The organism is Candidatus Cloacimonadota bacterium (assembly GCA_012522635.1).
GTDB lineage: Bacteria > Cloacimonadota > Cloacimonadia > Cloacimonadales > Cloacimonadaceae > Syntrophosphaera.
Genome location: JAAYKA010000024.1, coordinates 1 through 25,003 on the forward strand (window position 1 = coordinate 1; position 25,003 = coordinate 25,003).

General features: G+C 50.1%; 21 protein-coding genes. 4 read left to right on the forward strand and 17 right to left on the reverse strand.

What is annotated here, in order from left to right:
- Positions 1–56: 56 nt before the first annotated feature.
- Positions 57–500: a hypothetical protein gene (locus tag GX135_01500; protein NLN84763.1), complete on the forward strand. Its 444-nt coding sequence runs from the start codon at positions 57–59 to the stop codon at positions 498–500.
- A 15-nt stretch (positions 501–515) separates the two neighbouring features.
- On the opposite strand, the gene mnmE is transcribed toward GX135_01500, so the two are convergent.
- From mnmE to GX135_01545, 9 genes are all read right to left on the reverse strand, one after another.
- Entirely contained in the window at positions 516–1,889 is a 1,374-nt protein-coding gene (gene mnmE / locus GX135_01505; protein ID NLN84764.1) for a tRNA uridine-5-carboxymethylaminomethyl(34) synthesis GTPase MnmE, read from the reverse strand.
- Positions 1,886–3,748 (reverse strand): 1-deoxy-D-xylulose-5-phosphate synthase, encoded by a 1,863-nt coding sequence (locus tag GX135_01510; GenBank protein NLN84765.1) that lies wholly within the window; start codon positions 3,746–3,748, stop codon positions 1,886–1,888. Before GX135_01510 ends, mnmE begins: the two co-directional genes overlap by 4 nt.
- Positions 3,745–5,715 (reverse strand): VWA domain-containing protein, encoded by a 1,971-nt coding sequence (locus GX135_01515; GenBank protein NLN84766.1) that lies wholly within the window; start codon positions 5,713–5,715, stop codon positions 3,745–3,747. The genes GX135_01510 and GX135_01515 overlap by 4 nt, the downstream gene beginning before the upstream one ends.
- A gap of 3 nt (positions 5,716–5,718) precedes the next feature.
- Positions 5,719–6,768 (reverse strand): hypothetical protein, encoded by a 1,050-nt coding sequence (locus tag GX135_01520; GenBank protein ID NLN84767.1) that lies wholly within the window; start codon positions 6,766–6,768, stop codon positions 5,719–5,721.
- The gene (locus tag GX135_01525; GenBank protein ID NLN84768.1) at positions 6,765–7,700 is read right to left on the reverse strand and encodes a hypothetical protein; all 936 of its coding nucleotides are present in this window, start codon (positions 7,698–7,700) and stop codon (positions 6,765–6,767) included. The genes GX135_01520 and GX135_01525 overlap by 4 nt, the downstream gene beginning before the upstream one ends.
- Complete coding sequence (locus GX135_01530) at positions 7,701–8,345, reverse strand: glycerol-3-phosphate acyltransferase (protein NLN84769.1); 645 nt, start codon at positions 8,343–8,345, stop codon at positions 7,701–7,703.
- Between the two features lie 4 nt (positions 8,346–8,349).
- Complete coding sequence (locus tag GX135_01535; GenBank protein NLN84770.1) at positions 8,350–9,051, reverse strand: YggS family pyridoxal phosphate-dependent enzyme; 702 nt, start codon at positions 9,049–9,051, stop codon at positions 8,350–8,352.
- A 350-nt stretch (positions 9,052–9,401) separates the two neighbouring features.
- Positions 9,402–10,217 (reverse strand): ABC transporter permease, encoded by an 816-nt coding sequence (locus tag GX135_01540; protein ID NLN84771.1) that lies wholly within the window; start codon positions 10,215–10,217, stop codon positions 9,402–9,404.
- 1 nt (position 10,218) lies between these two features.
- On the reverse strand, positions 10,219–10,914 hold the full coding sequence (locus GX135_01545) for an ATP-binding cassette domain-containing protein (protein NLN84772.1): 696 nt from the start codon (positions 10,912–10,914) through the stop codon (positions 10,219–10,221).
- Between the two features lie 185 nt (positions 10,915–11,099).
- On the opposite strand from GX135_01545, the gene GX135_01550 reads away from it, so the two are divergent.
- Together GX135_01550 and GX135_01555 are read left to right on the forward strand one after the other, a co-directional pair.
- A complete protein-coding gene (locus GX135_01550) occupies positions 11,100–11,888 on the forward strand; it encodes a mechanosensitive ion channel (protein NLN84773.1) in 789 nt (262 codons plus the stop codon).
- Between the two features lie 18 nt (positions 11,889–11,906).
- Positions 11,907–12,755 carry a DUF3078 domain-containing protein gene (locus GX135_01555; GenBank protein ID NLN84774.1) on the forward strand — a complete coding sequence of 283 codons (849 nt, stop codon included), beginning with the start codon at positions 11,907–11,909 and terminating at the stop codon, positions 12,753–12,755.
- A gap of 70 nt (positions 12,756–12,825) precedes the next feature.
- Here GX135_01555 and GX135_01560 read toward each other — a convergent pair whose 3' ends face one another.
- From GX135_01560 to GX135_01575, 4 genes are read right to left on the reverse strand one after another with little or no spacing between them, the layout of a single operon-like run.
- Positions 12,826–15,918 carry an efflux RND transporter permease subunit gene (locus tag GX135_01560; protein NLN84775.1) on the reverse strand — a complete coding sequence of 1,031 codons (3,093 nt, stop codon included), beginning with the start codon at positions 15,916–15,918 and terminating at the stop codon, positions 12,826–12,828.
- A gap of 10 nt (positions 15,919–15,928) precedes the next feature.
- Positions 15,929–16,954 carry an efflux RND transporter periplasmic adaptor subunit gene (locus GX135_01565; GenBank protein ID NLN84776.1) on the reverse strand — a complete coding sequence of 342 codons (1,026 nt, stop codon included), beginning with the start codon at positions 16,952–16,954 and terminating at the stop codon, positions 15,929–15,931.
- On the reverse strand, positions 16,951–18,348 hold the full coding sequence (locus GX135_01570) for a TolC family protein (GenBank protein ID NLN84777.1): 1,398 nt from the start codon (positions 18,346–18,348) through the stop codon (positions 16,951–16,953). The genes GX135_01565 and GX135_01570 overlap by 4 nt, the downstream gene beginning before the upstream one ends.
- Positions 18,349–18,351: 3 nt before the next feature.
- Positions 18,352–18,993 (reverse strand): TetR/AcrR family transcriptional regulator, encoded by a 642-nt coding sequence (locus tag GX135_01575; GenBank protein ID NLN84778.1) that lies wholly within the window; start codon positions 18,991–18,993, stop codon positions 18,352–18,354.
- Positions 18,994–19,527: 534 nt separating this feature from the next.
- Between GX135_01575 and mgtE the strand changes: the two genes are divergently transcribed.
- Positions 19,528–20,880 carry a magnesium transporter gene (gene mgtE / locus GX135_01580; GenBank protein ID NLN84779.1) on the forward strand — a complete coding sequence of 451 codons (1,353 nt, stop codon included), beginning with the start codon at positions 19,528–19,530 and terminating at the stop codon, positions 20,878–20,880.
- An 11-nt stretch (positions 20,881–20,891) separates the two neighbouring features.
- On the opposite strand, the gene GX135_01585 is transcribed toward mgtE, so the two are convergent.
- The 4 genes from GX135_01585 to GX135_01600 form a co-directional block, all read right to left on the reverse strand.
- Entirely contained in the window at positions 20,892–22,205 is a 1,314-nt protein-coding gene (locus GX135_01585; GenBank protein NLN84780.1) for a replication-associated recombination protein A, read from the reverse strand.
- Between the two features lie 8 nt (positions 22,206–22,213).
- Positions 22,214–22,681, reverse strand: a complete 468-nt coding sequence (locus GX135_01590; protein ID NLN84781.1) for a hypothetical protein — start codon at positions 22,679–22,681, stop codon at positions 22,214–22,216.
- A gap of 12 nt (positions 22,682–22,693) precedes the next feature.
- Positions 22,694–23,950, reverse strand: a complete 1,257-nt coding sequence (locus tag GX135_01595) for an ABC transporter permease (protein ID NLN84782.1) — start codon at positions 23,948–23,950, stop codon at positions 22,694–22,696.
- Between the two features lie 68 nt (positions 23,951–24,018).
- On the reverse strand, positions 24,019–24,933 hold the full coding sequence (locus tag GX135_01600; protein ID NLN84783.1) for a hypothetical protein: 915 nt from the start codon (positions 24,931–24,933) through the stop codon (positions 24,019–24,021).
- Positions 24,934–25,003 lie beyond the last annotated feature (70 nt).

Sequence of the window (25,003 nt, forward strand, 5' to 3'; positions counted from 1 at the left end):
GACAAAGAGACAAAGAGACAAAGAGACAAAGAGACAAAAAATGAAGGAGGTTTGAAATGAAAGCAAAACTGGGAGCTTTTTTCCACAGCTTCAGCGGCAAGGCCGACGGCATGGTATATTATTACAACCGCCGCCTGGGCAAGGTGATAGCCCGCGAATACGTGAAACCCAGAGCAAACAAAAACAACCAACGCTTCACAGAAGTTGCCGCAAACTTGAAGGATTTGAACCCTTCAGAGGGCTACAGAATGGATTTGAGAGTGTATGTGGACGTCTATAATTCCGCGGTAAATAACTGGGAAAAGCCGCTTTTGAATTGGCATAACGCCTATTTGAAGCTGATGTGGGCGATGGCGCACGCGCTGGGGCTCGATTTGGCGACCCTCACACGCGCTCAAATCACGGAACAGGCATTGCCCTGCATCACAGTGAAAGACGCCGTGGAAGCAGGATATCTGCCCCCTGTAACGAGTTATGAATCACTTGTGGAGAGGTTTTGAGAAAAAGAATGGGTCTTATTTGCCGATGCAAAAATTGGCAAAAATATCGTTCAAGAGATCGCCATCGGCGGAAATGCCCAGAATTTCGCCGATATCTCCCGCCGCCGCCGCGAGATCGAAAGCGGTAAATTCATATCCTGCTTGATGTTCAAGGGATTGCTGCGCACGAGTCAGGGCTTGCATGGCACGTTCCAAAGCTGCCAAATGGCGCGCGTTTGTCACCAAGGGACGTTCCAAATGTCCTGTCGGCAGCTCAAAGCGTTGCAATATGGCGTCTTGCAAAGCTTCCAACCCCTTCGGTTCCAGGGTGGAAACCGGAATGCCACGTTCGGGCGCGGAGCCGTCCCGCTTTGGTTTTTCGTCTTGCGAATCAATGGATTGCAAGTCCCATTTGCTGGTCAGCCAGAGGGTTTTGGCTCTCAATTCAGGTGTAAGCTGTTCTGCCTCAACAGGTTCATCCGCTGGGAGCAGGTAGAGCACGAGGTCCGCTTCACGCATCAGCGCGCGACTGCGGCTGATACCTTCAAGTTCAATGTCGTTTTCGCTTTCCCGCAAGCCGGCGGTGTCGATTAAAACAAGCTTGTAGCCGTGAAATGAAACGCTTTCTTCCAGGTAGTCGCGTGTGGTGCCGGGATGAGGGGTCACGATGGCGCGGTTTTGCTTTAGGAAAGCATTGAACAAAGAGGACTTACCGGCATTCGGCGCCCCAGCCAGGCAAACTTTGATTCCTTCGCGGATAAAGCGTCCCAGCCTGCCTTCGCCAAGCAGTTCGCGAGCCTCTTTGAGGAGCTTGGAAACGCGTTGTTGCAGGTCTTTTTCATCCAAAGGAGGCAGGTCTTGATCGGCAAAATCGATGGCAAGTTCACAGCGCAGGCGTGCATCGTTGATGCCATCCAGCAAAGCCCGCAAACGGTTTGACAGAAGCCCCTGCACCTGCATCAGAGCGGCGCTTTCGGCTTTGCTGCCAGCGGCGCTGATGAGGTCGTTCACCGCTTCCGCCTGCATCAGGTCAATCTTTCCGTTCAAAAGCGCGCGCAGGGTGAATTCCCCCGGTTCAGCCAGCCGGGCTTCCAAAAGCAAGTTTTCCAATATCCTGGCTGCGATGCGTGGATTGCCGTGACAGGAAATTTCCACGCTGTCTTCGCCGGTGTAGCTTTTGGGAGCGCGGAACACGGTGCAGAGAACCTGGTCCAGCGGCTTTCCCAAATGGTCGTGAAAAACACCGAAAACAGCGGTGTGCGTGGGGGCTTGCAGCAGTTTACGTCTGTTTTTGAAGTATTTTGCCACAATGCCGAGGGAGCCGTAACCGCTTAACCGGATTAAACTTACAGCCGCGTGCCCAGGCGGTGTGATCAGCGCGCAGATGGGCTCGCCGATTGGTCTGGTCATGCTTTGAGAGTGTTCTGAATCTCTTGAGCCAAATGCTCAGGTGTGAAGCCAATCAGCTCGTTCAGTTCAGAAACCTTACCGTGGGGAACGAAGCTATCCGGATAACCGTAATTCCTTACCCTGCAATCTGTTCCGCAAAGAAGCTGAGCGATGCGTGAACCGGTTCCGCCTGTGATGACGTTGGTTTCAAAGGTGAAAATGTGGCTGCAGTTATCGCCCAGTTCCCGTAAAAGCTTCTCGTCCAAGGGTTTGAGGCTGCGCAAATCCACCAGCCAGGGCTTGAGCCCGGCAGTTTTTAATAGCTCCAGAGTTTTTTGAGCGATGGGCATGGCGCCGCCATCGGAAACCAGGGCTATATCTTTGCCTTTATTGACGATGCGGGCATTGCCGGGTTCGAAAGCAGGAACTTCTTCCCGAGTGCAAACCGCGGTTCCGCGCGGATAGCGAATGGCGATGGGACCATCCGTGTATGTGCTTGCAAATCTGAGCATTGCGTCCAGTTCTTCCGCGGTGGAAGGCGACAGGATCATCAGGTTTGGAACCGCCGAAAGCAGGGAAACGTCGAAAGCGCCGTGGTGGGTGGCGCCGTCTTCTCCAACAAATCCGGCGCGGTCAATGCAAAGCACCACAGGCAAACGCGGTAGAGCCACGTCGTGGATAACCTGGTCGATGGCGCGCTGCAGGAAAGTGCTGTAAATTGCCACGAAGGGCCGGATGCCTTTGCATGCCAAGCCCGCAGCCATGGTCACAGCGTGCTGTTCGGCGATGCCCACGTCAAAAAATCGCCGTGGATATTTCTTTTCAAATTCCGCCAAACCGGTTCCCACAGACATGGCGGCGGTGATGGCAACAATCTTTGGATTCGCGTCCGCCAAGCGCACCAGGCTTTTACCAAAAACCTCGTTCCATCCTTCCTTTCCATTGCAGGCTTGCTTTCCGCTGTTGGCATCGAAGGGTCCCACGCCGTGGAAAGAGGCGGAATCGTTTTCAGCGGGGATGTAGCCCCTGCCTTTTTGGGTGACAACGTGCAGCAGCACGGGTCCAATCATGTGACGTTTGATGCGGCGCATGATGCTGGTGAGCAGTTTGGTGTCGTGGCCATCGATGGGGCCGACATATTTGAAGCCGAGATCTTCGAAAATTATGTTGGGCACCAAAATGTTCATCATGGATTCCTCAATTTTCTGCGCGCCAAGGATAAAACGGCGGCGCAGACTGTCGGGAAGGGTGCCGCTGAGGTCCCAAATCTGCTGTTTTAAGGTGTTGTAAGGTCGGCTCGCCATCATGCGCGCCATATATTTTTGCAATCCGCCCACGTTTTGAGAGATGGACATGGCGTTATCGTTCAAAATCACCAGGAATTTGTTCTTTTGCAGGTGGCCGGCGTGGTTGAGCGCTTCAAAGCTCATGCCGCCGGTGAGCGCTCCGTCGCCGATTACAGCGATGGAAAAACCTTTTTCACGCAAAAGGTCGCGTCCGCAGGCGATGCCCAGCGCGGCGGAGACAGAAGTGCTGCTGTGGCCTGTGCTGAAGGCATCGCTGGGGCTTTCATCGCGGTTTGTGAAGCCGCTGATGCCGCCCAGAGTGCGCAGGGTGTCAAAACGGTCGTTACGTCCGGTAAGTATCTTCCAGGCATAGCTTTGATGTCCCACATCCCAGACAACGCGGTCTTTGATGGGGTCGAAAACGCTGAGCAGAGCCAGGGTGAGTTCCACCGTTCCCAAGCTGGGGGCAATGTGGCCGCCATTGACGGAAACCACGTCCACAATGCGTTTGCGGATTTCCCGCGCCAAAACGCCCAGCTTCTGCAGGCTCATTTCCTTGAGCTCAGAAGGGTCTTTTATTTCATCCAAAATCATGTGTCACTCCCAGTTGAGGGGTTTGAAGCTGCCGTGGCGGGACGCAGCTCTTCGCTTTTCACGATGATGATTTCCAGAATCACCAAAACAAGTGCCGCCGCCAGCAGGATTTTCCAAAGGTCGTGTCCCAGGCGGGTGTGGAACAGGCTGTCGAACCAGTTTTTGCCCAAGAGTTTGGTGTTTTTTAAACCCTTGTAATCCATGGGTTTGAATTCACTTTCCGCCAGGGGCGCGTTCACCGCCACAACTTTTTGGGTGCCATCCGGCTGCACAAGTGTATGAATGCCAGGCTGTTCCAGCTTGTAGGAACGGGTGGCAAGCTCCAGAGATTGAGCGTTGGGCAGGATAATTTCGGCAGCGTTAACTGTATCTCCCAGAGAGAGATGCTCGCCCGAAGCCACCATTGTTCCACTGTGTTCCAAGCTGCGATAGGCAAAAACCGCAAAAGCGGCGTCCAAAAAGAAGGTGGAACCTTGGTTTTCCAAATCAAAATTCCACAAGATAAAGTTATTTTTTGCCAGGGCGTAAGAATTGCCACCGCCGCTCAACAAGGTGGTGCCACTGCTGGGGGAAAGATTCCAGCTTCCAGCAAGATTGTTGTAGCGAATCTGTTTCCCGCGCAAAAGCTGGGTCGTGAAATGGTGAGGATTGACGTAAGTTACAGAGCCAGAGTCGTTTTGCCAGGCTCCAAACTTGGTGCCGAAGAGGTTTTCCAGCAGGGAGCGGTATTCCAGTGAGATTTGAGAATCCAGGGTGAAAAGAGCGCCACGCCCGCTTTCTTCCAGACGGGCAACGATATCGCGCAATTTGGGAGTCCAGGCACCCGCCCCGGCAAAGACAAAAACCTGGTATCTATCCAAAAGAGAAAGGCTTAGCTGTTCGGGTCCGATGCGGTCAACGCTGCCGCTTCCGGCATAGACATCCAAAAGAGGCTTCAAAAATAAGGGCAAACCGGGCTTGGAAGTGACCACCGCGACCCGTGGCGTCAAATGGAACGGAAAGGCAAAATAACTGCGGTTGTCCTGTTCGAGGCGGTCATCCACAACTTCCACATAACCGCTTTGCCAACCATCTTCGCGCAAATCCACGCTGATGCTTTGGTTCACGGTTTGCCGCGGTGCCAGGGAGATGAATTTTTCCGCGGCCTTGGCTTCGCCCAAAACCACGCGCACCAACACTTCCTCCCGGCTGGATGAACCATGGTTAGTTACCTGAAACTCAATGTTTTGGCGGCGTGAGCGTTCAACCAATTGCGGTAAAACGCGGGCATTTGAACAGCTCAGGTTATCGAATTCCTTCTCCGCTGCCACGTTGATTACATTCAGGGTCAAATCCAAGGCGGTGGGATATTCCTGCTCCTGAGCGTCGGTTATGAGATAAAGTTCCCGGTTCGCCAGCTGGGTTTCGCCAAGTTTTTCCTGTGCCAGCTCCAGCATCGTCTGCAGTGGCAAGGGGTTATAGGTTGTGGAAATTTGTCCCAAAAGGTCATCCGGCAAGCCGCCCGCGTAGATTTGAGAATGCAGACGGTTCCATTTTTCATCCGAGGTAACCAGGATGAAGCGGTCTTCCGGGTCGCAGGCTTGGGAAATCTTTTCCAGGGCTTCTTTGGCGCGATCGAGGCTGCTGCGTGATTCGGTTACGTAATCCATGCTGTAGGATGTATCCAGCAGAATTGCCATCGCTGTGGGTGGGTGTTTTTTGGAAGGTTTCAGTTTTTTGTAATTCAGCAGCGGCCGCGTGGCAGCCAGCGTCACCAGAAGGATTATCAGCATGCGGATGATGAGCAGAATGATGTTTTTCAGCTTGGTGCGCTTTTTTTCCTCCTGCTGTCCGGCTTTGATGAAGCGCAGGGTGGGAAAAACCACGCGTTTGGGCTTCTTTTTTGCCAAAAGCCAGATTAAAAGAGGCAGAATCGTGGCCGCGGTGAAGAAAAGCAGGCCAGAATTCAGGAAACTGAAGCCGTTCATGGTTTAGGGCAGTCCCAGCCCTAGGGAAAAGAGATATTCGCTGTCCCGCAAGCGTAAACCCTTGTTGTTTATGGCAAAATCGAAACGAAAGACATTGTAATTATAGCCCGCGCCAAGGGTATAGTTGATATTTTGAATCCCATAGAAATCAGAGCTGTAAAGCCCCGCACGCAGTGTGAAGGCCTGGGACACATTTTGCCCGGAGCTGAAAGCGGAGGATTCCCAGCCCCAAAGATATTGGAAACCAAGATGATAGGTGGGCTCGGGGGTTTGGGAAATCTTGCCCTGGGTTCCCAGGCTCAGGGTCATGTTCTGGGTTCCATATTGCGCGCCCAAGGCAAGGTGGCTTTGCAGGGGCACAGAGTCGTAACCCCAATCCCAATAAAGCCTTGAGAGAATATCCGTGGCTGCCAAGCCGAAGGTGAAATCCCCGGTTTGCAGCGTGACGCCCAAATCGCTGGAAAAACCTTTGACCTTGGTGTCGATAAAAGTGGTGTCGGGACGTTCGGAGCGCAGATATACCAGCCTGCCGGTGAGATATTTAGCGTTCAATCCAAAGCGCAGGTTTTGCCAGGAATTGTCGCTGCCAGCCAGAGTTACCTGCCATTTATCCAACTGATAATCCAGATAGCGGAAGCTGCCGTCATAACCAAAAAGCGAATCCGGGCTTTCCATGATATAAATTGCGGACATGGGTTGATAGGTCCAGGCTGTCTGTTTTGCCAAAAGCGTTACGTATTTGAATTGGCTGGGGCGCAGGACGTTGCTGAATTGGGCAGCTTCGGCGATGCTCATGTCGTCATCACCCTTCACCCTGAAACTCGCAGCCAGCAGACTGTATTGGTTCGTCCCCAACAGCGCGGGATTGGAATAGCTGGCATAAAAATCCGCGGCGTTGGTCAGGTTCAAGCCACCCATCCCAATGGCGATGGGCGAGACATTGCCTTGCGGGCTGCCATAATCGAAGGAAGTGATGGGAAGATCTGGCTTATCCCACCACGCGTTCAGGGGCAGGATGAGCAAACATAAAATTAATACCACCAAGCTTTTCAAGCCACGCTCCTTTCCAGTTTTAAGCGGGCCCAAGAGCCAACAAACCAGCCGCTGATGCCCGTGAAAACGCCAGCCAAGGCATCCACAAACCAGTGGTAATGACAATAAACAGTGGCAATGGAGAGAAAAAAGGTGATGAACGCGAACACGTATCCCATTTTGGGGGTGTGTTTTAGCGCCGCGATGGTGAGCACAAGCGCGATGGCGATATGAGAGCTGGGGAAAGCGCCGCCCCAATGGTTGCTGCGGTTGTAAATCAGAGCCATAATGCGGGTAAAAACCCCACCCCTATAGGTTTGGGAAAGCGTGAGAGCATCGGTGTGGATGCGTGCCCCCACCACCGGGATGAGGCTATAAAAGATATAACAGCAATAGAATACAAAGGTCAGATTGAAGATCAGTTCTTTGAAGGCGGGCTTGTTTTTCAAGTAAAAATAGACGGGCAGACCGGCAATCATGGGATAATAGCAAAAGTAGGCAAAATGGAAGACTTCCTGGGTCAGCCAATGGTTTAATTTTTGTCCCCAAACCAGGGAGGGGTAATAACCGAAGATTTTATGATCCAGTTCCATGAACCAGGGATCCAACCAATCGGGAAAAATGATGCGGGCAACGGCATGAAGGGAACCGTAAAAATATGCGAAAAGCACAATTGGGTAAACCTCGTGTATGAACCGCAAAGCTTGATTTAATATGGGTTTATTGCTTAAATCCAGATTCTTTTCAGCCCATGCCATCACCAAAACCAACCCAGCCACCAGCAAATGACCCGGCAGATGTTTTTCCGCATGCTCCACCCTGCCCAAAAAAATGCCAATGGTCATGTAAACAACAATCCAGGCGCAATATGCCAGGGTGATTTTATCTATGGCGCTGAATGAAAACGAAAAGCCGGCTGTTTTCTTTTTGCGAACCACAAGCTGTTCTGGCATCTACAATTCCCCCAGTTTTTTAGAGACGGCAAAATTCAATATCCCCATTAAAATGGCATTGCTCCAGACGATGGCAACAAAAAAGCGAGGTAAATCCACTCTGAAACTGGGGATGAAGGCAAAAAAGAAATGGGAAAGCAACACGGGCAGAATTACAATCACATATTGTGCGAAGCGGAACTGCTTCCACAAAACCACAATCAGCCACGCCACGAACAGGGTTATCACCATCGGAAGTGGCATAAAATAAAGCAGATAGCCAGTGTAGGTGAAAACGCCGCGTCCTCCACGGAATTTGTGTGTAACTGGGAGGCAATGACCAACCAACATGGCTGTTCCATAGATCAGCATCACGTTTTTGTGGTAAAGAATTTCAGCTCCGGCAATGGAGCCGTGGAATGCAAGCAGTCTCATCAGGAATTCCACAACCTGAAGAAACAGCAGGGCTTTCATCATGTCCAGCGCGCCCACCACGATGCCCATGGATTTGCTGACGTTGCGATAGATGTTTTCCGTATCTGCCAACCCGGTGCCCACTTTCTCAATATTTAAGGAACGGAAAGTGCGCGCCACTATGCGCGCGGTGGAAAAACAGCCATAGAAATAGGCCGCCACTATGATGAGCAGTATAATGATGATGTTCAAAGCTTCACCCGTAATTCCTTTGGCCGAAAATGACGGAACCCAGGCGCAGCATGTTCGCCCCTTCCTGCAACGCCACTTCAAAATCGCCGCTCATGCCCATGGAAAGGTGGTCCCAACTGACTCCTGGGATATTTTGGCTTTCCAGCTTTTCTTTCAGCGCGTGCAACTGTTTGAAAAATGGTCGCGTCTTTTCGGGGTCCAGGCTCATCACACCCATGGTCATCAAACCACGCACCCGCAGGCAGGAAAGTGAAGCTATTTGCCAAATCATGTCCTCGGCATTTTCCAAGCTTATTCCACTTTTGGATTCCTCGGCGGTGGTGTTTATCTGAACCAGGATATCCTGGGTGAGGTTCTTTCTGCCCAGGGATTTATTAAGCTCCCGCGCCAGGTTCAAGCTGCCGATGGATTGGATGAGCATGGGATTGAGGCTCAAGAGTTTGTTAATCTTATTGGTCTGCAGGCGGCCGATGAAATGGAAGCCTTCGTAGGGAGCGCTTAAAAGCGGGATTTTGCGTTCGGCTTCCTGCACCTTGTTTTCCGCGATATGCGTGACGCCAAGACGCAGGACTTCATCAACAAATTCCACAGGATGGGTTTTGGTGACAGCCACCAAAGTGACTTTTTCACCATCGCGCCCACATTGCCGCAAGGTTTGGGCAATTCTTTCCTGCACTTTCTTCAGGTTTTCCGCAATTTGGCTCATCAAGGCTCCCTTGTTAAAATATTGTGTTTTTTGAAGCTGGATTTGCCTGATTGACCAAGGATTAGCCAAACGCAAACGTTTCCAGCATAACTCATCCATTTTTGTCGGGGTGATTCTATGTCAAGAAAAATCTCGTTTCCCAAAGGGCTCGACCTGATATCAGAGTTTGTCCCCGCCATTCATTCAATTTATCCCGGATGAAGCTGTGTGTTTTGAAATCAACACAAGGCTCCCATATATGGAACGAGTCTGCTGAAAACGGGTTATCTAAGCCCTAAGTCTATGTGTCGCTTAAGTTTGCTTTTGCAACATAAGGAAGACATAAGGGGGCGATACCGAAAACGGCAGGTTTATCCAGTCTGCGCGGACATTTTAGCCCCGGCACGAGGCTTTTTTTTCGGCTCCGCCCTGGGCAGATAAAATTGATCGAAACGACGTTTAAGATACAGCCGGATAGCCAGATAGTCCGCGATGCTAACCGAGCTGAAAATCGCCGCCATGATCATCATTTGATATTTTATGGCCACCAAAGCCGAAGCTCCACCCAAAATTTGACCCGACATCATTCCGGGCAGGCTCACCACGCCCATGGAGGCAATCGATAAAAGCCTGGGCAAGAGTGAAATATGCATGGCCTGCTGGAAGGCGGGCAAAGCGGCTTCCCAGTGGCTGGCTCCCAGGCTGATGCGAGTGTAATAGGCTTTCCAGTTGTCGCTGAGCTTTCCTTCAAAACGTTCCATCGCCAGGGCGCAACTGTTCATGGTGTTACCTAAAACCATGCCGTAGATGGGAATAACGATGGTGGCGGCGAAAAAAGGCTGGGGACGAATCACCACAAAAAGCAGCCAGGGCATCACAATCAAGGAAGCCACTCCCAGCGCCATAAAAAAGATGGAGACCAGGATGCGCCGCTGGAATTTAATCCTGCCGCGCAGGGTGATGACCGCGTTGCTGAGCATGATGAGCACCCAAAAGAGGGTGAGCCAAACATTGTCTTTTTCAAAAAGCAGTTGCAGCCAAATCCCGATGAGAGCAAGCTGCGCAATCATGCGCCCGAAGGCGGTGAGAAGCTGTTTGGTGAGTTTCAGCTTCAATTGATGAAAGATGGCCAGCGGAAAAAGCAGAAGCAACATCGAAAAGAAGAGTCCCCAATAGCTGATATCCATGTCAATTGCCTCCATTATCGTGAATTCTGCCATCCTGAATCCGCCATCTGCGCTGCCAGCGGCTTTGCCAGAGTGGATCGTGGGAAATGGCAATCACCGTGCTGCCGCAGACTCCGAAAATAAAATCCGAAATGATGCCGGAGGTGGTTTGATCCAAGGCGGAAGAAACCTCGTCCAAAAGCAAAATCTGGGGTTGAAGCATCATGGCGCGAATCAGCGCCACCCTTTGTTTTTCCCCTCCTGAAAGCTGTTCCGCTTTTTTCAAAAGATAATCCTCGGGCAGTTGAAACGTCTTAAAAAGCTCGACGATGAGGTGTTTTTGAGCCTGGCTCTGACGTTTGCGATTGGCACAAAAAGAAAGCGCTTCATCCAGCACTTCGCTCACGCTGCCTTCTCCCAGCCAGGGTTCCTGCATCACCATCACAATTTGGCTGCGCAGGATCTCAGGCGTGTATTCTGTGACGGGTTTTCCCAAAAAGAGGACTTCGCCCTCATAGCTCTGGTTCATCAAATTCAGGGTGTTGAGCAAGGAACTTTTGCCGCTGCCAGTGCTGCCGGTCAGCAAAATCTTTTCGCCCTGAGACACCTTTAAATCGATATTTGAGACAAGTTCCAAGTCTTCATAAAACAACTTTTTTATGCGAATGTGAAGCAGGTCTTGTTCTGGTTCGGGTAGGTTTTCATCTGTGTGTTTCATATAAACAACAAAGATTATGGGGAACGCGCGCTGTCAAGAAAGAATCCGTATAAACGGATTTCAGACCCATATTCGAACAAAACTGTCACATTTCATCCAAATATATCTTGGCAAAGACCAGGTTCCGGTTTATATTGGCAGTATAAAATGAAAATAATGTGCAACCTTAAAACGAGGAGAAAAAAATGCCTAAAATCGATTTTTTGAACATTAATTGGCTGAAGATGCCCGGCAAGCTTGCCAATTTTGGCATCAAGCTGGCCATCGCGATTCTGATATTCATCATTGGAAACGCCATTGCCAAAGCCATCAGCAAGGGTATCAGCGGGTTCATGATTAAAAGGAAGGCGGATAAGACCCTGGCAAATTTTTTGGGTAATGTGTTGTATGCCATCCTGCTTTTGATTATTGTTTTGAGTGCGCTGAACGTCATAGGCGTGAAGACTTCATCCTTCATGATGATTGTCAGCGCCGCGGTTCTGGCCATTGGTGTGGCGATGCAGGGTTCACTGAGCAACCTGGCTTCCGGCGTGATGCTTATCGGCTTGCGCCCCTTCAAATTGGGCGACACAGTTAATGCTGGCGGTCAAACCGGATTGGTGGAAGATATTGGAATCCTCAGCACCACCATTTTAACCAGCGACAACAAAAAGATTATCGTTCCCAACAGTGCCATTTCCGGTGGCGCCATCACAAACTTCAGCGCCATGCCCACCCGCAAGATTGAACTGAGCCTGGTTGTGCCGGGAACGGTTGATCTCAGCAAGGGCCGCGATGTGATTATGGGCGTGGTGAATGCCGAAAGCCGCATCCTGAGAGATCCCGCGCCGTCAATCGCGATAGAAGACGCCAACGCCGGCGAAATCAAGTATGGTTTGGCAGTTCACGTGAACAACCCTGAAATGGGCGCCGTGCAGTCCGACCTTTTGGAAAATTTGAAAAAAGCCCTCACCGAAGCCGGTATTTGGGCTTAAAAAAGGAGAATAATAAACGTGAAATCCCCCAAATTGATACTGATTATCATGGCTCTGATGAGCTTGAGCATTCTGGCAGCCAAAGGCTGGGACATCGATTCCGATATTCTGGTGAACCTTACGCAGAGCCAATTTAGTGATAACTGGCATGGCAGTGAACTGAGCAACATCACCTGGACCGCCACCTCGAATACCGTGGCTCAAAAACAAGTGAAAGAATGGCTCAACAACAAAAACAGCCTGAAGCTGGCTTTTGGGCAAACGCATATGCAGAAGAGAGATGCAGCCGGCAACTTGGAATGGGATAAACCCCAGAAATCCACCGACCAGATTGCATACGAGTCACTGCTGCAATTCACCCTGAAATCTTTTGTGGACCCATACGTGTCACTGCGCATGGATTCTCAGTTTTTGGATCAACAAACCGGACAGGACACCTATATAGTGAACCCCATCGTTTTTACGGAAAGTGCTGGTATCATGCGCAGCATTTTGAACACAGATAAAAGCAAGCTGAACGTGCGCGTTGGTGGTGCTGTGCGTGAAACCTGGAATCGTCGTAACGACAAACTTCCCATCGATGGCGGTGTGGAAGGGATTGTGGAATACAAACAGATTATCAGCGCGATGAATGCCAGCTATAATTCAAAACTCACTGCCTACCAAGCTTTGTTCAAATCCGACAAAGTGGAAGGCTTTGACAACTGGAAAGCGCTGGATGTGAAGTGGGAAAACATGCTGAGCTTCAAGCTTTGGAAGCTGTTGAGCATGAATCTGAACCTGGATCTGATTTACGAAAAAGAACAGAGTCCGGACATCCAGTGGCGTGAAGTGCTGGGGCTTGGCTTCAGCTATGTGTTGTTCTAAGATACACTATTAACAAAACAAAAAGAGGGCTTCGCGCCCTCTTTTTTGTTTACATGACTTTTATGTGGGTCTAAACATTGCCGTCTGGAACCACCTCAACTTTCGTTTTCTGCTGTTTTATGGCAAGGTAGTAGAACGCGGGGATAATCACCAGGGTCAAAAACGCGGAGACGATTAGTCCGCCAATCATCACGATACCCATGGATTTGCGCAGTTCAAGACCAGCGGGACCGATTCCCAAAGCCATGGGCAGCATGCCAATGGCGATGGCCAAGGTGCTCATGATGATGGGTTTAAGCTTCACTTCACCCGCTTCCATCAGGGCTTCCCGGATGTCGGCTCCTTCCTTGCGGCGACCGTTTGCATGATCCAACATCAAAATGGCGTTGTTCACCACAATTCCAACCAGCATCACAATGCTCATCAGTGATACCAGGTTGAAGGTCTGTCCAGTTATCAGGAGCGACAAAATGACCCCGATGATGGCCAGCGGCACCGTCCCCAGAATCAGCAAGGGCTGCAGCAAGTTTTCCAAAATTGCCGCCAGCAGCATATAGGTGAGCAACACCGCCAAAATCAAGGTTTTTATCATTTCGGAAATCATGTCGGTCATCATTTCGGCGTTTCCGCCCCAGATGATGCCATAACCCTTGGGCAATTCCAATCCGTCCAGGCGTTTATTTACACTCTTCATCACGTCGCCCATGCGCGCGCCTTCTGCCACGTCAGCTGTGAAAACCACCGTTTTATGACGGTCGCGATGGGTGATGATGTTTGTGCCTTCTTCGAAAGTAATATCGGCAAGCTGGGAGAGCGGATAAGGCTGCCAGTTGATGGTAACGCTCAGGTTTTCAAGCTTTTCAGGAGAATCCACGGATTCATCTTCCAATGAAAGCTTGATGTCATATTGATTGTCGCCTTCATGATATTGCGTGGAAACCAAGCCTTCGATGGCTCCGCGCACAGCGAGCGCCAGTTCATAGGTGGTGGCATTCACCGCAGCCATTTCAGCGCGTTTTGGTCTGATGGTGATATCAGCCCTGCCACCCCGGGTGCTGGTATCCAGATTGATGAGGCCGGGCGTGTCTTTAATCAGTGCGGTCACCTTGTGTTTCAGCTGCTCCAGGCGGGCATTATCCTGTCCCTGCAGATAGAATTCCAAGCCGGTGGCTTCTCCAAAACCGGAGCTGACCGCGCTAACCTTAATCAGCGCGTTCGGGATATCTGCCAGATCGCGGGTCACCAAGTCTGCCACCTGTCTGGAATTGAGCTTGCGGTGTTTTGTGTCCACCAGCTTGATGGTGCTGGAAGCCAGGTTTGTACCGGTGCTCATCGTGCCTGAGGATCCCAGGTTTGTAATCACATGGTCGATCTCCTTGTGTTTTTCCAGGCGTTTGTGGATCTCGGTGAGAGTTTGGGCTGTCTGCTCGATGTTATAACCCTGCGGAAGTTCCACTGTGATGGACATTTCACCCTGGTCCATTTCCGGAATGAACTCCAAACCCACCACCGGGATGAGGGCCAGGCTGGCAACCAGGATGCCCAGGGTGACAAAAATGATGGTACGGCTGCGTTTTTTACTGCTGAGCACGCCGCCCAGAAACTTTCTGTACCAGGTGGCGAATTTATTGAAGATATTGTCGAACTTCTCACCGAAGCGGTTTGGCTTGGGCTTCTCCGGCAAAATGCGGGCAGCCAGCATGGGTGTGACTGTGAAAGCCGTCAACAAAGACATCATGGTGGCAAAGGTGACTGTGAGCGCGAATTCGCGGAAAAACTGGCCTGCCAAGCTGCTCATGGATGCGATTGGCAAAAACACGACAACGTTTGTGAGTGTGCTTGCCAAAACAGCCACGGCGATCTCGGACGCGCCTTTCGCTGCAGCATCCCGATTGTTCAAACCCAGAGATTTATGACGGAAGATGTTTTCTATCACAACCACTGAGTTTGTTACCAGAATTCCAACTGAAACCGAAATCCCGATCAAAGTGAGCAGGTTAAAGCTATAGCCAGCAACCTGCAGGAACACGAAGGTGGAAATGATGGCAATGGGCATGGAAAGAGCCACGATGAAGGTGGAACGCCAATCATGCAAAAACAGCAACAACACCAAGCCTGTCAAAAGTATTCCCAAGCCAATATTCACAAATGTATCTTCCACGGTGCCGCGGATGAAGGTGGAGCCGTCCTGCACGATGTCCAGGCTCACCCCTTCGGGCAGATCGGCCTGGATCTCAGGCAGGATTTTTTTCACTTCCTTGGAGATATCGACCACGTTTCCATCTGAAGCGTTGGTCAAGGAAATGCGCACCACGTTGTCCTGCAAGACCTTATCGTCCATATTATGGAAGATGGCCCTGGAGCGCACTTCTTCAGAACTGTCTGTGATATCCGCCAGGTCGCGCAGCTTTTTAACTCCATAAGCCGTGGGAATATCCGCGTCCGCAATCTCATCCAGCCCCTGATATTGACCTTTCAGGCGCACAGAATATTCTTGGGTTCCACGTTTGAGGTTTCCCGCCGGCATATCCAGGTTTTGGGCTGCCAAGATTTGAAGCAGTTGCGTCATGGACAGCCTATTCTCATAAACAACTTGGTCTTTGAGGGTTACATCAATCTGTCGCTTTGCTCCACCGGTGATGGTAACTTCGCCCACCCCGGGGATTTGGCCAAAGCGGTCCTTCAGTTTGGTATCCGCCAGTTCGTGCAACTCGCGCGCATCCAGTTTTCCGCTCAAAATGATGTCCATAAATGGTCGGGTATTCATATTAAGCTTCATCACCACAGGCTTTTCCACCTGTTCTGGCAAATCACGCAGGATGGCATCCACCTTGTCTTTCACTTCCTGGTTGGCTATATCCACGTTCTTTTTGGTTTTGAAAGCAACCAGGACCACGCTGGCATTCTCCATCGAATAAGATTGGGTGTAATCCACCAAGCTAACGGTGGCGAGGGCATCTTCAATCCTTTTTGTGACCTGGGTTTCGACCTCGGAAGGTCCCGCCCCGGGATACACAGTTTGGATGATAACGAAGGGTAAGTTGATGTCTGGCATCAGGTTCAGCGGCAAAACAAAATAGGCAAGAGCGCCGAACACGATGAACACCAACAGCACCATCGACACCAGGATGGGTCGTTTTATCGATAAATCTGAGAGAAACATGGCGGCGTCCTTATTCTATCACTTTGATGAGGTCGTTATCCGAAAGCAGGCTGATCCCTTCCGTGATGAGAATATCTCCAGGCTCCAAACCGGAAATTACTTCAAAGCGAACTTGGTTGTCCATTCCCGTTTCGATTTCACGTTTGATGGCATGGCCTTTTTCAACCACCCAAACAAATTTCTTGCCGTTTTCGAGCACGATTTGTTCACGATTGACAACAATGACACCAGTCCGGGATTGGGTTTGCAACTTAACCCGGGCTGTGACACCATAGCTCACGCGCTGACCTCCGGCGGGAAAACTGACTTCAACTGGCACACCCTGCGTTTGAGGGTCCAAAGCCAGGGAAACCTTGCTGACCCTGCCTTCGAGGCTGAGATCACCAACCGTTGCCGTGGCAGGGGTTCCAACCCTGAGGTTTCGCGCCACTTTGTCTGGAACGTTGAATTTTGCCTTGTAGCCCGCGGGTGCCGAAACTTGGAACAGGATTTGCCCGGGATTGCTCATCTCCCCTGGCGCGACTGCCACACTGGTTAAAACTCCGCTAAGAGGCGCGGTCACATTAATCAATTTGCGGCTGGATTCCATATTTGCTTTGGCAAGTTTGTATTGGGTTTCCACATTGTCCAAATCCTGTTGCGAAATCGCGCCTTCTTCGTGCAGTTTTTTCATTCTTTCATAAGCCTGGCGGGCGGCATTGAAGCCTGTGGATGCCTGTTCGAATTGCGCGGAGGGCGTGGTTCTGGGAAAGGATACAATCACCTGTCCGGCGGAGACTCTGTCCCCCACCTTGGCATGCACCCCTGCCACAACATCTGCCAGCATGGATATGCCGTAGGAATCGGAACTGCCACCCAGGACCGCATTGTAGGTCAACTCTTCACTGATACTGTCTTCGGTCACGGTGACTACGCGCACCGGGATTCCCTCTTCTTTTTGAATTTGTTCCATGCTTTTACCCTGCTGGCCTTTTTTGCCGCAGGCGCCCAGGAGCAAACCCAGGCAGATTATGGTGATAATGGCTGTTTTTTTCATGATCTGTCTCCGTTGTATAGAGTGAGCCCCAGCGATCTTTGAAGTTCGCGAGTGGCGGAAATCACTTCATAGATCGAGTGGTAATATTGCATTTTAATGGCAGACAGGGTGGTTTGAGCGTCGAACACCTCCAACTGTATTCCCGTCTGACTTTCATAGCGGACGCGAGCCAATTCCAAGCCTCGCTCCGCGATTTCGATATTTTTCTCTTGTACGTTGTGGTTTTGAAGGGCGTTATTCAATTTTTTATAATCCTGAGTGATCTGCAGCCGGATCAGAGATTCAAAATCCTGTTGCTGCAGCCGCGAAAGCATATAGTCGTGTTTTGCTGCCCGAACTTTTGCCAAGCTTTGCATTCCGTCGAAAATGGGAATGGAAAATCCCAGGCCAATGCTGAAGTTGGTGCCAAAATCGTCCTTATGGATGGCAAATTCTTCCGCTTTCGTATAGAGTGCCGCGCTGGCTTGAAGACCCACGCTTGGCATCAGGGCGCCTTTTTCCACCTTCCACTGCAGTTCTTTCACCTCAGAAGCCATGGAAGCCATGGCAAGCTCCGCTCTGTTTTGCGTTCCCAAAGTCAAAGCTTCGTCCAAGCTGATTTGTAGAGTCTGAGGCATTTCGAATTCACCTTCGGGGGTCAAATCTTCATCCGCTCGACCCAGATGAGTGCGAAAAGCAGCCAAAGCCAAATCATAATTACCTTGCGCTTCCAAAAGCTGAGGTTCCAGCTTGGCAACTTCCAAACGCGCGCGCAAAAGGTCGAATTCAGACACCATTCCTTCACGATAAAAGGCTTCCACTCGAACCAAATGTCGCCGCGCGAGACCCAAGGCCTCCTCTTGCACAGCGATCACCTTTTCCGTCAACAGACAGGAATAGAAGAGCTTTTCGGTTTGAAGCACCACATCCTGTTCCTTCATTTGCAGGTTCAGGCGTGTGATTTCACGGTAGCGCTCGGTGGCTTTCATCCCATTGGCGAGCCTTCCGCCCGCAAAAAGCACCTGATCCAATTGCAGCGATGCCGCAAGTGAACCTTCGTCCATCGGAGAACTTGGGATCAAATTGTTCGCAATGCCCGAAATTGCGGCAGCCAACAAATAGTCGTTGTCAGTGGAGGTTTCAGGGTTCAGGTAGCCGCCAATATTCACCGGAGGCAGTTGCACGGCTTTTGGCAGATGTGTGCGAGCCAGGCTATATTTTCCCTGCAGTGTGAGCTGGGGATACAAGCCGCCCTGAACCTGGGCACGGCTTTGATCTGCGATTGCCACTTCCTCGCGCGCCATCAACAGAGAGCTGTTTTGGTCCAGGGCAATAGTAACACTTTCCTGGAGTCCGATGGCAGACAGGCCAAGCGCCCAGATAAGCGTTATAAGTGCAAAAAAGATACGTTTCATGGCCTATTCCTCTTTTTTGTTTTCATTAAATAGAGATTCCTTGCGGGCTGGCTTGATGATTCCAAATAGCATCAGCCTCACAATGAGATCATGGTCGCGTTCGATGCGACGGATGATCTTGTCTTTGTCGTCAAGGTCAATCCAGTTGTCCCCCAACATAAACCATTCGTGGAACATCAAGCTGAATTGCTGTGGATTCACCCAATCGTTCACCAAACCTTCCTTTTTCCCGCTCACGATGATCCCAGATAAAAGCATGCCCATGCGGTCGCGGTATTCGTTGCGAATTTGATCCAGGCTCTCAAAGCCGTCGAATGGGTTCTGATGCATCGCCTCGATCAGGATGGGCATATTTTCAAATATATAGATCATTGGCAAACGTAGAAAGCTGGAAAACTTGTCTTCAAAATTGTTTGCTGAGCTAATTTCTTCTTCCAACTTTATAAAAAGCTCCTCCGCTTTTGTACGTATTGCAGCTATGAAAAGCTGCTCTTTACTCGGAAAATAGTAGTATATGGTCGCTTTGGCAATTCGCGCGCCCCGGGCCACCTCTTCCATCGAGGTTTTATTGTAGCCCCAGCGCGTGAAATGCTCTATGGAAACTTCCAATATACGTTCTTTTCTCTTGTCTTTAGCAGAGTTCATCTATCCACCTCTCTTTGCTTAAAACTTACTTGTGATAAAGTATAAAGACCTTTTTGGAAAGGTCATTTTCGATTCTTCGACCAATCTGTACCAATCGGTTGAATAGTCAAGTAAAATCTTTCGATCCACAAAAAAAGAATCGCATGAGTTTACATTCAATTCTGTAATGTTGGCAGTCTTGAACATCCCCACAGCGAAAACATTGCAACTCAGATAGTTGAAGCTGGTGGAAAGTATCGCGTTCATCAGACAAATTTTGGGGTTGCCTGCTTGCCCCCTTATGTCTTCCTTATGTTTCAAAAGTAACCATAAGCGACACAAAAGTTTAGGGTCAAGTTCAATGATTTGCAACAGACTCGTTCTATATATGGAGGCTTCTACAGCTTTTTGTTCCACATTCTTTATAGGATATTTTCTCGGGTGTCGTTTCGCAACCTCATTACATCAAGTCCTCGCCTGGCTTTGGAATAATTTGCTTGACAGGTCAGGCATTCAGAAACTGTGTGATTGAATCAAAAAGAGCGGGAGGAAAGAATGCATAAGCAACTGACTGGAAAAGAATTGATTGAGTTTTTGGAAACCACCAGCCCAGCCGCCTTGAAAGAGGCACTGGAATACATCCATCCCGCTGATATTTTGGATGCCCTGGAAGATTATGAGGGCGATCCCTTCCACCTCCTGGTTCGAATTCCCACCGATATTTTGGCGGGTATCCTGGAGGAAGCCGAGGAAGAAGATAAGGGTGAATTGCTGGGTCTTTTCCCCACCGATCAGAAAAAAGACATCATCTCGGAAATGGCTTCAGACGAAATTGCCGATATGATGGAACACATCGACGACGATGAAGTTGACGAGCTGATCTCCATTTTGGATGACGAAAAAGCGCAGGAAATCAAACAGTTGATGAGCTATGATTCCGAAACCGCCGGTGGAATCATGGCCACGGAATTCGTCCCCGTGAATGCCCAAATGACGGTGAAAGATACATTGGAATACCTGCAAAAGAACGGTGAGGATGCCGAAACCATCAACTACCTCTATATGCTGGATCCAGACGACAGGCTGAAAGGCGTTGTTTCCCTGCGTGATATCGTGATGAGTGAATTCAACGTGCCGCTGACTGAGCTGGTGAATCCAAATGTGGTGAGCGTTCCCACCGATATGGACCAGGAAGATGTTGCCCAGCTTTTCCGCAAATACGGGTTTTCAGCCATTCCTGTGGTTGATGCAGAGCGTAAAATGCTGGGAATAATCACCGCGGACGACGTTTTGGATGTGGTGGTGGATGAAAGCACGGAAGACTTTGAGCGCATGAGCGCGCTTTCCCACAGTGAAACGGAATACTTGGACAGCACGGTGGGCAGCCTGGCACGCAAGCGCATATTTTGGCTGCTGTTTTTGATGATTTCCGCCACTTTCACAGGTATTGTTATCCAGCGCTATGAAAGTGCATTGGCGATGGATGGTATGCTTATCCTGGTGGCGTTCATACCAATGTTGATGGATACTGGCGGAAACGCCGGCTCGCAATCCGCCACCCTGGTGATTCGCGGTATGGCGCTGGGCGAAATCACCATCAAGGATTTTTTCGAGGTGCTGTTCAAAGAAATACGGGTGAGTTTACTGGTCGGACTGGGGCTTTCGGTTGTGAATCTGGTGCGGATTTGGATTTTTCATCATGATCTGATGTTGGGACTCTCGGTTTCGATTGCCATGTTTTTCACAGTGATGATCGCAAATATCGTTGGCGGCACATTGCCTCTCATCGCGCGGAAATTCAAGCTGGACCCCGCCATCATGGCGGCTCCTGTCATCACTACGATTGTGGACGTTTTGGCTTTAGTCGTCTATTTCAGTGTGGCGATGAAACTTTACGCACCCAGGTAAGCTGAGGCGTCTTAACCCTCTTTTTCGCGGCGCAATTTCAACCACCACTGGATGCGCTTGGCGATTTCCTTTTCAAAACCGAATTCCCCGGGCACATAATAGCTTTTCTCTTCCATCTGCTCCGGAAAATATTTCTGGTAGGCATAGCCATGTTCGTGGTCGTGGTCATATTCATAGCCTTTGCCATAATCCAGTTCTTCCATCAGCTTTGTGGGCGCGTTACGAATGTGCAGAGGCACGCCAAAATGGCTGGTTTTGTGGGCATCTTCCGCGGCAAGACCGTAAGCCTTGTAAAGCGCGTTGCTTTTGGGGGCGGTGGCAAGATAAACAACCAATTGTGCCAAAGCGGTGTTGGCCTCCGGCATGCCCAAAAATGTGAGCGCTTCTTTGGCGGCGGCAGCTTGAAGAAGCGCGTTGGGATCTGCCAAACCGATGTCTTCAGAGGCGAAACGGATGAGCCGGCGCACGATGTAGCGTGGGTCTTCACCCGCTTCCAACATTCGTGCCAGCCAATATAAACCCGCTTGAGGGTCGGAACCACGCAGCGATTTATGGAGTGCCGAGATCAGGTTGTAATGCTCTTCGCGGTTTTTGTCGTAGAATAAAGTTTTCTTTTCCAAAACCGCTGCCAATTCCTTAACTTGGGGATGTGGATTCTCCCTCAACCAAGGTTCCAGCAGCTCGAGCTGGTTCAGAGCGCGGCGAGCGTCACCACCACTTTGCTGGGCAAGCCAGCCCAAAACCTCGTCGTCTTCCTCCAAACCTAATTCGCTCATACCTTTAGCCAATATTTCCTGGAGGTCTTTCTCGGAAAGCATTTCCAACACAAAAACGTGACAGCGTGAGAGCAGAGCGGGGATTACTTCAAAAGAAGGGTTTTCCGTGGTGGCACCGATAAGAATAACGGCGCCGCTCTCCACAAAGGGTAAAAACGCGTCCTGTTGGGATTTGTTGAAGCGATGGATTTCGTCGATGAAGATGATGGTGCGCTCGTTGTTGCGGCGATGAACATATTCGGCATCCTTCATCACAGCGCGCACATCGCCAATTCCGGAAAGCACCGCGCTGAATTGCACAAATCGATGCCCTGAAAGGCGTTCAATCACACGGGCAATGGTGGTTTTTCCTGTTCCGGGTGGCCCCCAAAGTATGAAAGAATGATATTCTCCGGTTTCCACCATTTGGCGCAGGAGAGAATTTTGAGCCACCAGCTTCTCCTGCCCACGCAGTTCGTCCAAACTTTTGGGACGCAAGCGTTCAGCCAGAGGAGCGTCGCGCTCTCCGTTTTCGCCGGAGTTAAGAAAATCGGTTTGCTCGTCTTTCACAAAAAGACTCAAAAAGCCATGTAGCCTGCCAGCTCGCTGGGGTCAAACCAAGCCAAGGCTCCTTGAATGCGCTGCACCTCCGCCAGGAGCAGGTTGCGGTGTTTGTCTTCTTCCTCGGCAAGCTCCAAAAGCATTTCTTTCACCTCGGGGTCTGAAACCTGTTCGGCAAAGCTCAGATAATGATTCTGGGCATCGGTCTCACGCTGCGCGGCATATTCCAAAAGCGCGACAGGATCGTTAAGATCAAGGTTTTGCAAATCTTTATCTTGAATGGCGCTGGGCTCGGGTTGAGCGTCTGGGAATTCATGACCAAAGCTTTGGCGCAGCTTTGCTTCATGGGCTTCCTCCAGTTGTACCAATTCGCGGAAAAAAGCGCTGTTTTCGGGGTTTTTAAAACTTTTTGACAAGGCAGTATATAGCCTCTGGGAGCGAATCTCCTGGGTCAATGCCATGAGATAAAGGTCTTTTTTATCCATTTTTTCCTTCCTTTATGTGGTTTGACGGATCAGCTCGATGGGGTTGATCCGGTGCAGCCTGCGCAGAGGCAGCAACACGCTGACAAAGGTGATGGCAAAAGAAGCCAACACCACGCTAAGATAATCCTTCCAACTGAAAACAACAGGCAGGGGCAGGGGTCCACTCTCGCCCATACCCATCGAAAGCAGTCCAAAATGTTTCTGTATGAGCAGCAAAATGGTGGAAATAACCAGTCCCAAGATAATACCCAGGCTGGAAAGAATCAAGGCTTGCTGCAAAAAAAGATCACTGAGATCGCCATCCCGATAACCGAAAGCCTTCAACAGTCCCAGTTCACGTCTTTTCTGGGCAATGGTTTTCAACATCGAACCAGTAAGATTGAAGCTGGCAATCACATACATAAAAAGCATGATGACAAACATGAGGTATTTTTCGAAGCGAATGGCGCTGTAGAGACTGGCATCGTAAGCGCCCCAATCATCCACCTGCCAGTCTTTAAAGATATTTTTGATGCGTTTTGTGTGTGGTTCCGGCGCAGTGGCATCAGGGGTTTTTACTTCAATATAATCGACTTGTTCGTCATAGTTTTTGAAAAAGCTTGCGGTCTCCAGGGATATAAAACTGAAAGAATAGTCATATTCTGGCATGGCGGTGCTGAAGGTGGCTGCCACATGCATGGTTCGAACCCGGGGCAACAGCCCAAAAGCCGTGGGAACATCGAAAACTGGGGATAGAAGCTGAATCTCGTCGCCGAGTTTGACACCCATGCTTGTGGCAAGTGAAGTTCCCAGTGCGATGCCACCTTCCTCGAAAAACGGGTCCATAATTCCACCGCTCAAAATGCCCAAAACGTTGCCATCCGGGGTGACATTTCTGGGTCCAAGTGCCGCACTAATCTGGGAATGGCGTTCAGGGTCGATGCCAAAACATTGGGTGGAAAAAATCTGATCGCCTTTTTTTATCACCAGTTCATTTCGAATCACTGGCGCCGCCTTGTAGCCCAAAACACTCAAACTATCCACGAGGCTTTCATATTCGGACACAGCCTCGCCATCCCTGGCTGTGACCCTGATTTCGCTGAGCGTGTTGGTTACCCGGCTGCGAATATCGGCACGCAGACCATTCATCACACCGCCAACGCAGATCAAAGCCGTGACACCAAGCGTAATCCCGGCAATGGTGAGCCAGTGAGAACGATGGATTAAACCTCGGCCTTGGCCCTTCAGATAGCGAAGCGCCAGCCATAGTTTTCCTCTATTTTTTTCCATGATACCACTTCAAGGGGGTGCTTGGTTTGGTCAAGCGGTTTTATCGTTTTTTACAACTGAGTTGTGGGTCAGCTTTCTTCATCCAAAAGCCAGGAATTGGGGGTTATGAGGATATTTTGAATGTTCCCCTGGGATTCCTTCAATTCATATCTATTTAATTGTTTAGACCAAACCCAGCGACGAAAATGGTTCAGTTTTTCTTCCGTATCCCAGTTTTTGCCGCTGCTTTTAACAACTATATCATAAAAATTCCCGCGTGAGGGCTCAAAAACGATTTCTGAATCAAAATCTTCCGGATCGCCGTGGCCAAAGCTGCGGAAATGCGGAATGCGTAAAAGCACGACAGGGTTTCCGTCCACAATGCCAAAAACACCATAGCCGACGTCTTTAGATAACACAGCATAGTCGTTTTTTCCAATTTTGATTGGCTTGTCCTGAAGCCTGGTGGTGCAATACGAGCCAAAACGCCCCAGGTTGAGATTGTATCCCGTGAGCTGCCAAACTCCGGATTTAAGCTTGAAGGCTGCCATGCCAAGGTTGTGGCTCATGAGGGCTCCGCTTCCACCCCAGGAACTGGAATAAAAATCCCAGGCGCCAGCTTCAAAAACCAGCAACATCTGATTGTTGGGAAAGTGATAAAGCTTCAAAAAGCGGAAGGGTATCTTATTAATTATCGCTTCAAATTGCGCCTGGTGTCTTGCATCCAAATCATGCCAATCATATAGCAGGTCGCTGATTGCGCCGCCAAAAGTCCATTGGCGAAGCTCAGGATCGTCGAGTTTGAAAGGATCCAGGGCTGAAACACCTATCAATTCCTGGTAATTGCCAAAAAAGGCTTTCATGAAGTCTTCACCGCGGGTGGCAGATTTGGGAACCGAACATTCCCTTCCGGTGGGGCTTTTCTCGATTGCATTGCCTTTTTGAGCGTGGCCGCAGGAAGCCAGTAAAAGCATCAGCAGGGCCAGTGTGAGCAGCTTACGCATATTTAAACTTCCTCTTTTTTGTTTTCACGTTAATATCATCCGATCATCTGTCAAGACCAAATCCAGTTTT

What these genes read in the sequence shown, in the direction of transcription:
- GX135_01515 (NLN84766.1), bottom strand. Translation starts at nt 5,715, where the DNA reads ATGAACGGCTTCAGTTTCCTGAATTCTGGCCTGCTTTTCTTCACCGCG.
- GX135_01570 (NLN84777.1), bottom strand. Translation starts at nt 18,348, where the DNA reads ATGAAACGTATCTTTTTTGCACTTATAACGCTTATCTGGGCGCTTGGC.
- GX135_01595 (NLN84782.1), bottom strand. Translation starts at nt 23,950, where the DNA reads ATGGAAAAAAATAGAGGAAAACTATGGCTGGCGCTTCGCTATCTGAAG.
- GX135_01500 (NLN84763.1), top strand. Translation starts at nt 57, where the DNA reads ATGAAAGCAAAACTGGGAGCTTTTTTCCACAGCTTCAGCGGCAAGGCC.
- GX135_01540 (NLN84771.1), bottom strand. Translation starts at nt 10,217, where the DNA reads ATGGATATCAGCTATTGGGGACTCTTCTTTTCGATGTTGCTTCTGCTT.
- GX135_01510 (NLN84765.1), bottom strand. Translation starts at nt 3,748, where the DNA reads ATGATTTTGGATGAAATAAAAGACCCTTCTGAGCTCAAGGAAATGAGC.
- GX135_01565 (NLN84776.1), bottom strand. Translation starts at nt 16,954, where the DNA reads ATGAAAAAAACAGCCATTATCACCATAATCTGCCTGGGTTTGCTCCTG.
- GX135_01545 (NLN84772.1), bottom strand. Translation starts at nt 10,914, where the DNA reads ATGAAACACACAGATGAAAACCTACCCGAACCAGAACAAGACCTGCTT.
- mgtE (NLN84779.1), top strand. Translation starts at nt 19,528, where the DNA reads ATGCATAAGCAACTGACTGGAAAAGAATTGATTGAGTTTTTGGAAACC.
- GX135_01550 (NLN84773.1), top strand. Translation starts at nt 11,100, where the DNA reads ATGCCTAAAATCGATTTTTTGAACATTAATTGGCTGAAGATGCCCGGC.
- GX135_01525 (NLN84768.1), bottom strand. Translation starts at nt 7,700, where the DNA reads ATGCCAGAACAGCTTGTGGTTCGCAAAAAGAAAACAGCCGGCTTTTCG.
- GX135_01590 (NLN84781.1), bottom strand. Translation starts at nt 22,681, where the DNA reads ATGGATAAAAAAGACCTTTATCTCATGGCATTGACCCAGGAGATTCGC.
- GX135_01535 (NLN84770.1), bottom strand. Translation starts at nt 9,051, where the DNA reads ATGAGCCAAATTGCGGAAAACCTGAAGAAAGTGCAGGAAAGAATTGCC.
- GX135_01560 (NLN84775.1), bottom strand. Translation starts at nt 15,918, where the DNA reads ATGTTTCTCTCAGATTTATCGATAAAACGACCCATCCTGGTGTCGATG.
- GX135_01575 (NLN84778.1), bottom strand. Translation starts at nt 18,993, where the DNA reads ATGAACTCTGCTAAAGACAAGAGAAAAGAACGTATATTGGAAGTTTCC.
- mnmE (NLN84764.1), bottom strand. Translation starts at nt 1,889, where the DNA reads ATGACCAGACCAATCGGCGAGCCCATCTGCGCGCTGATCACACCGCCT.
- GX135_01600 (NLN84783.1), bottom strand. Translation starts at nt 24,933, where the DNA reads ATGCGTAAGCTGCTCACACTGGCCCTGCTGATGCTTTTACTGGCTTCC.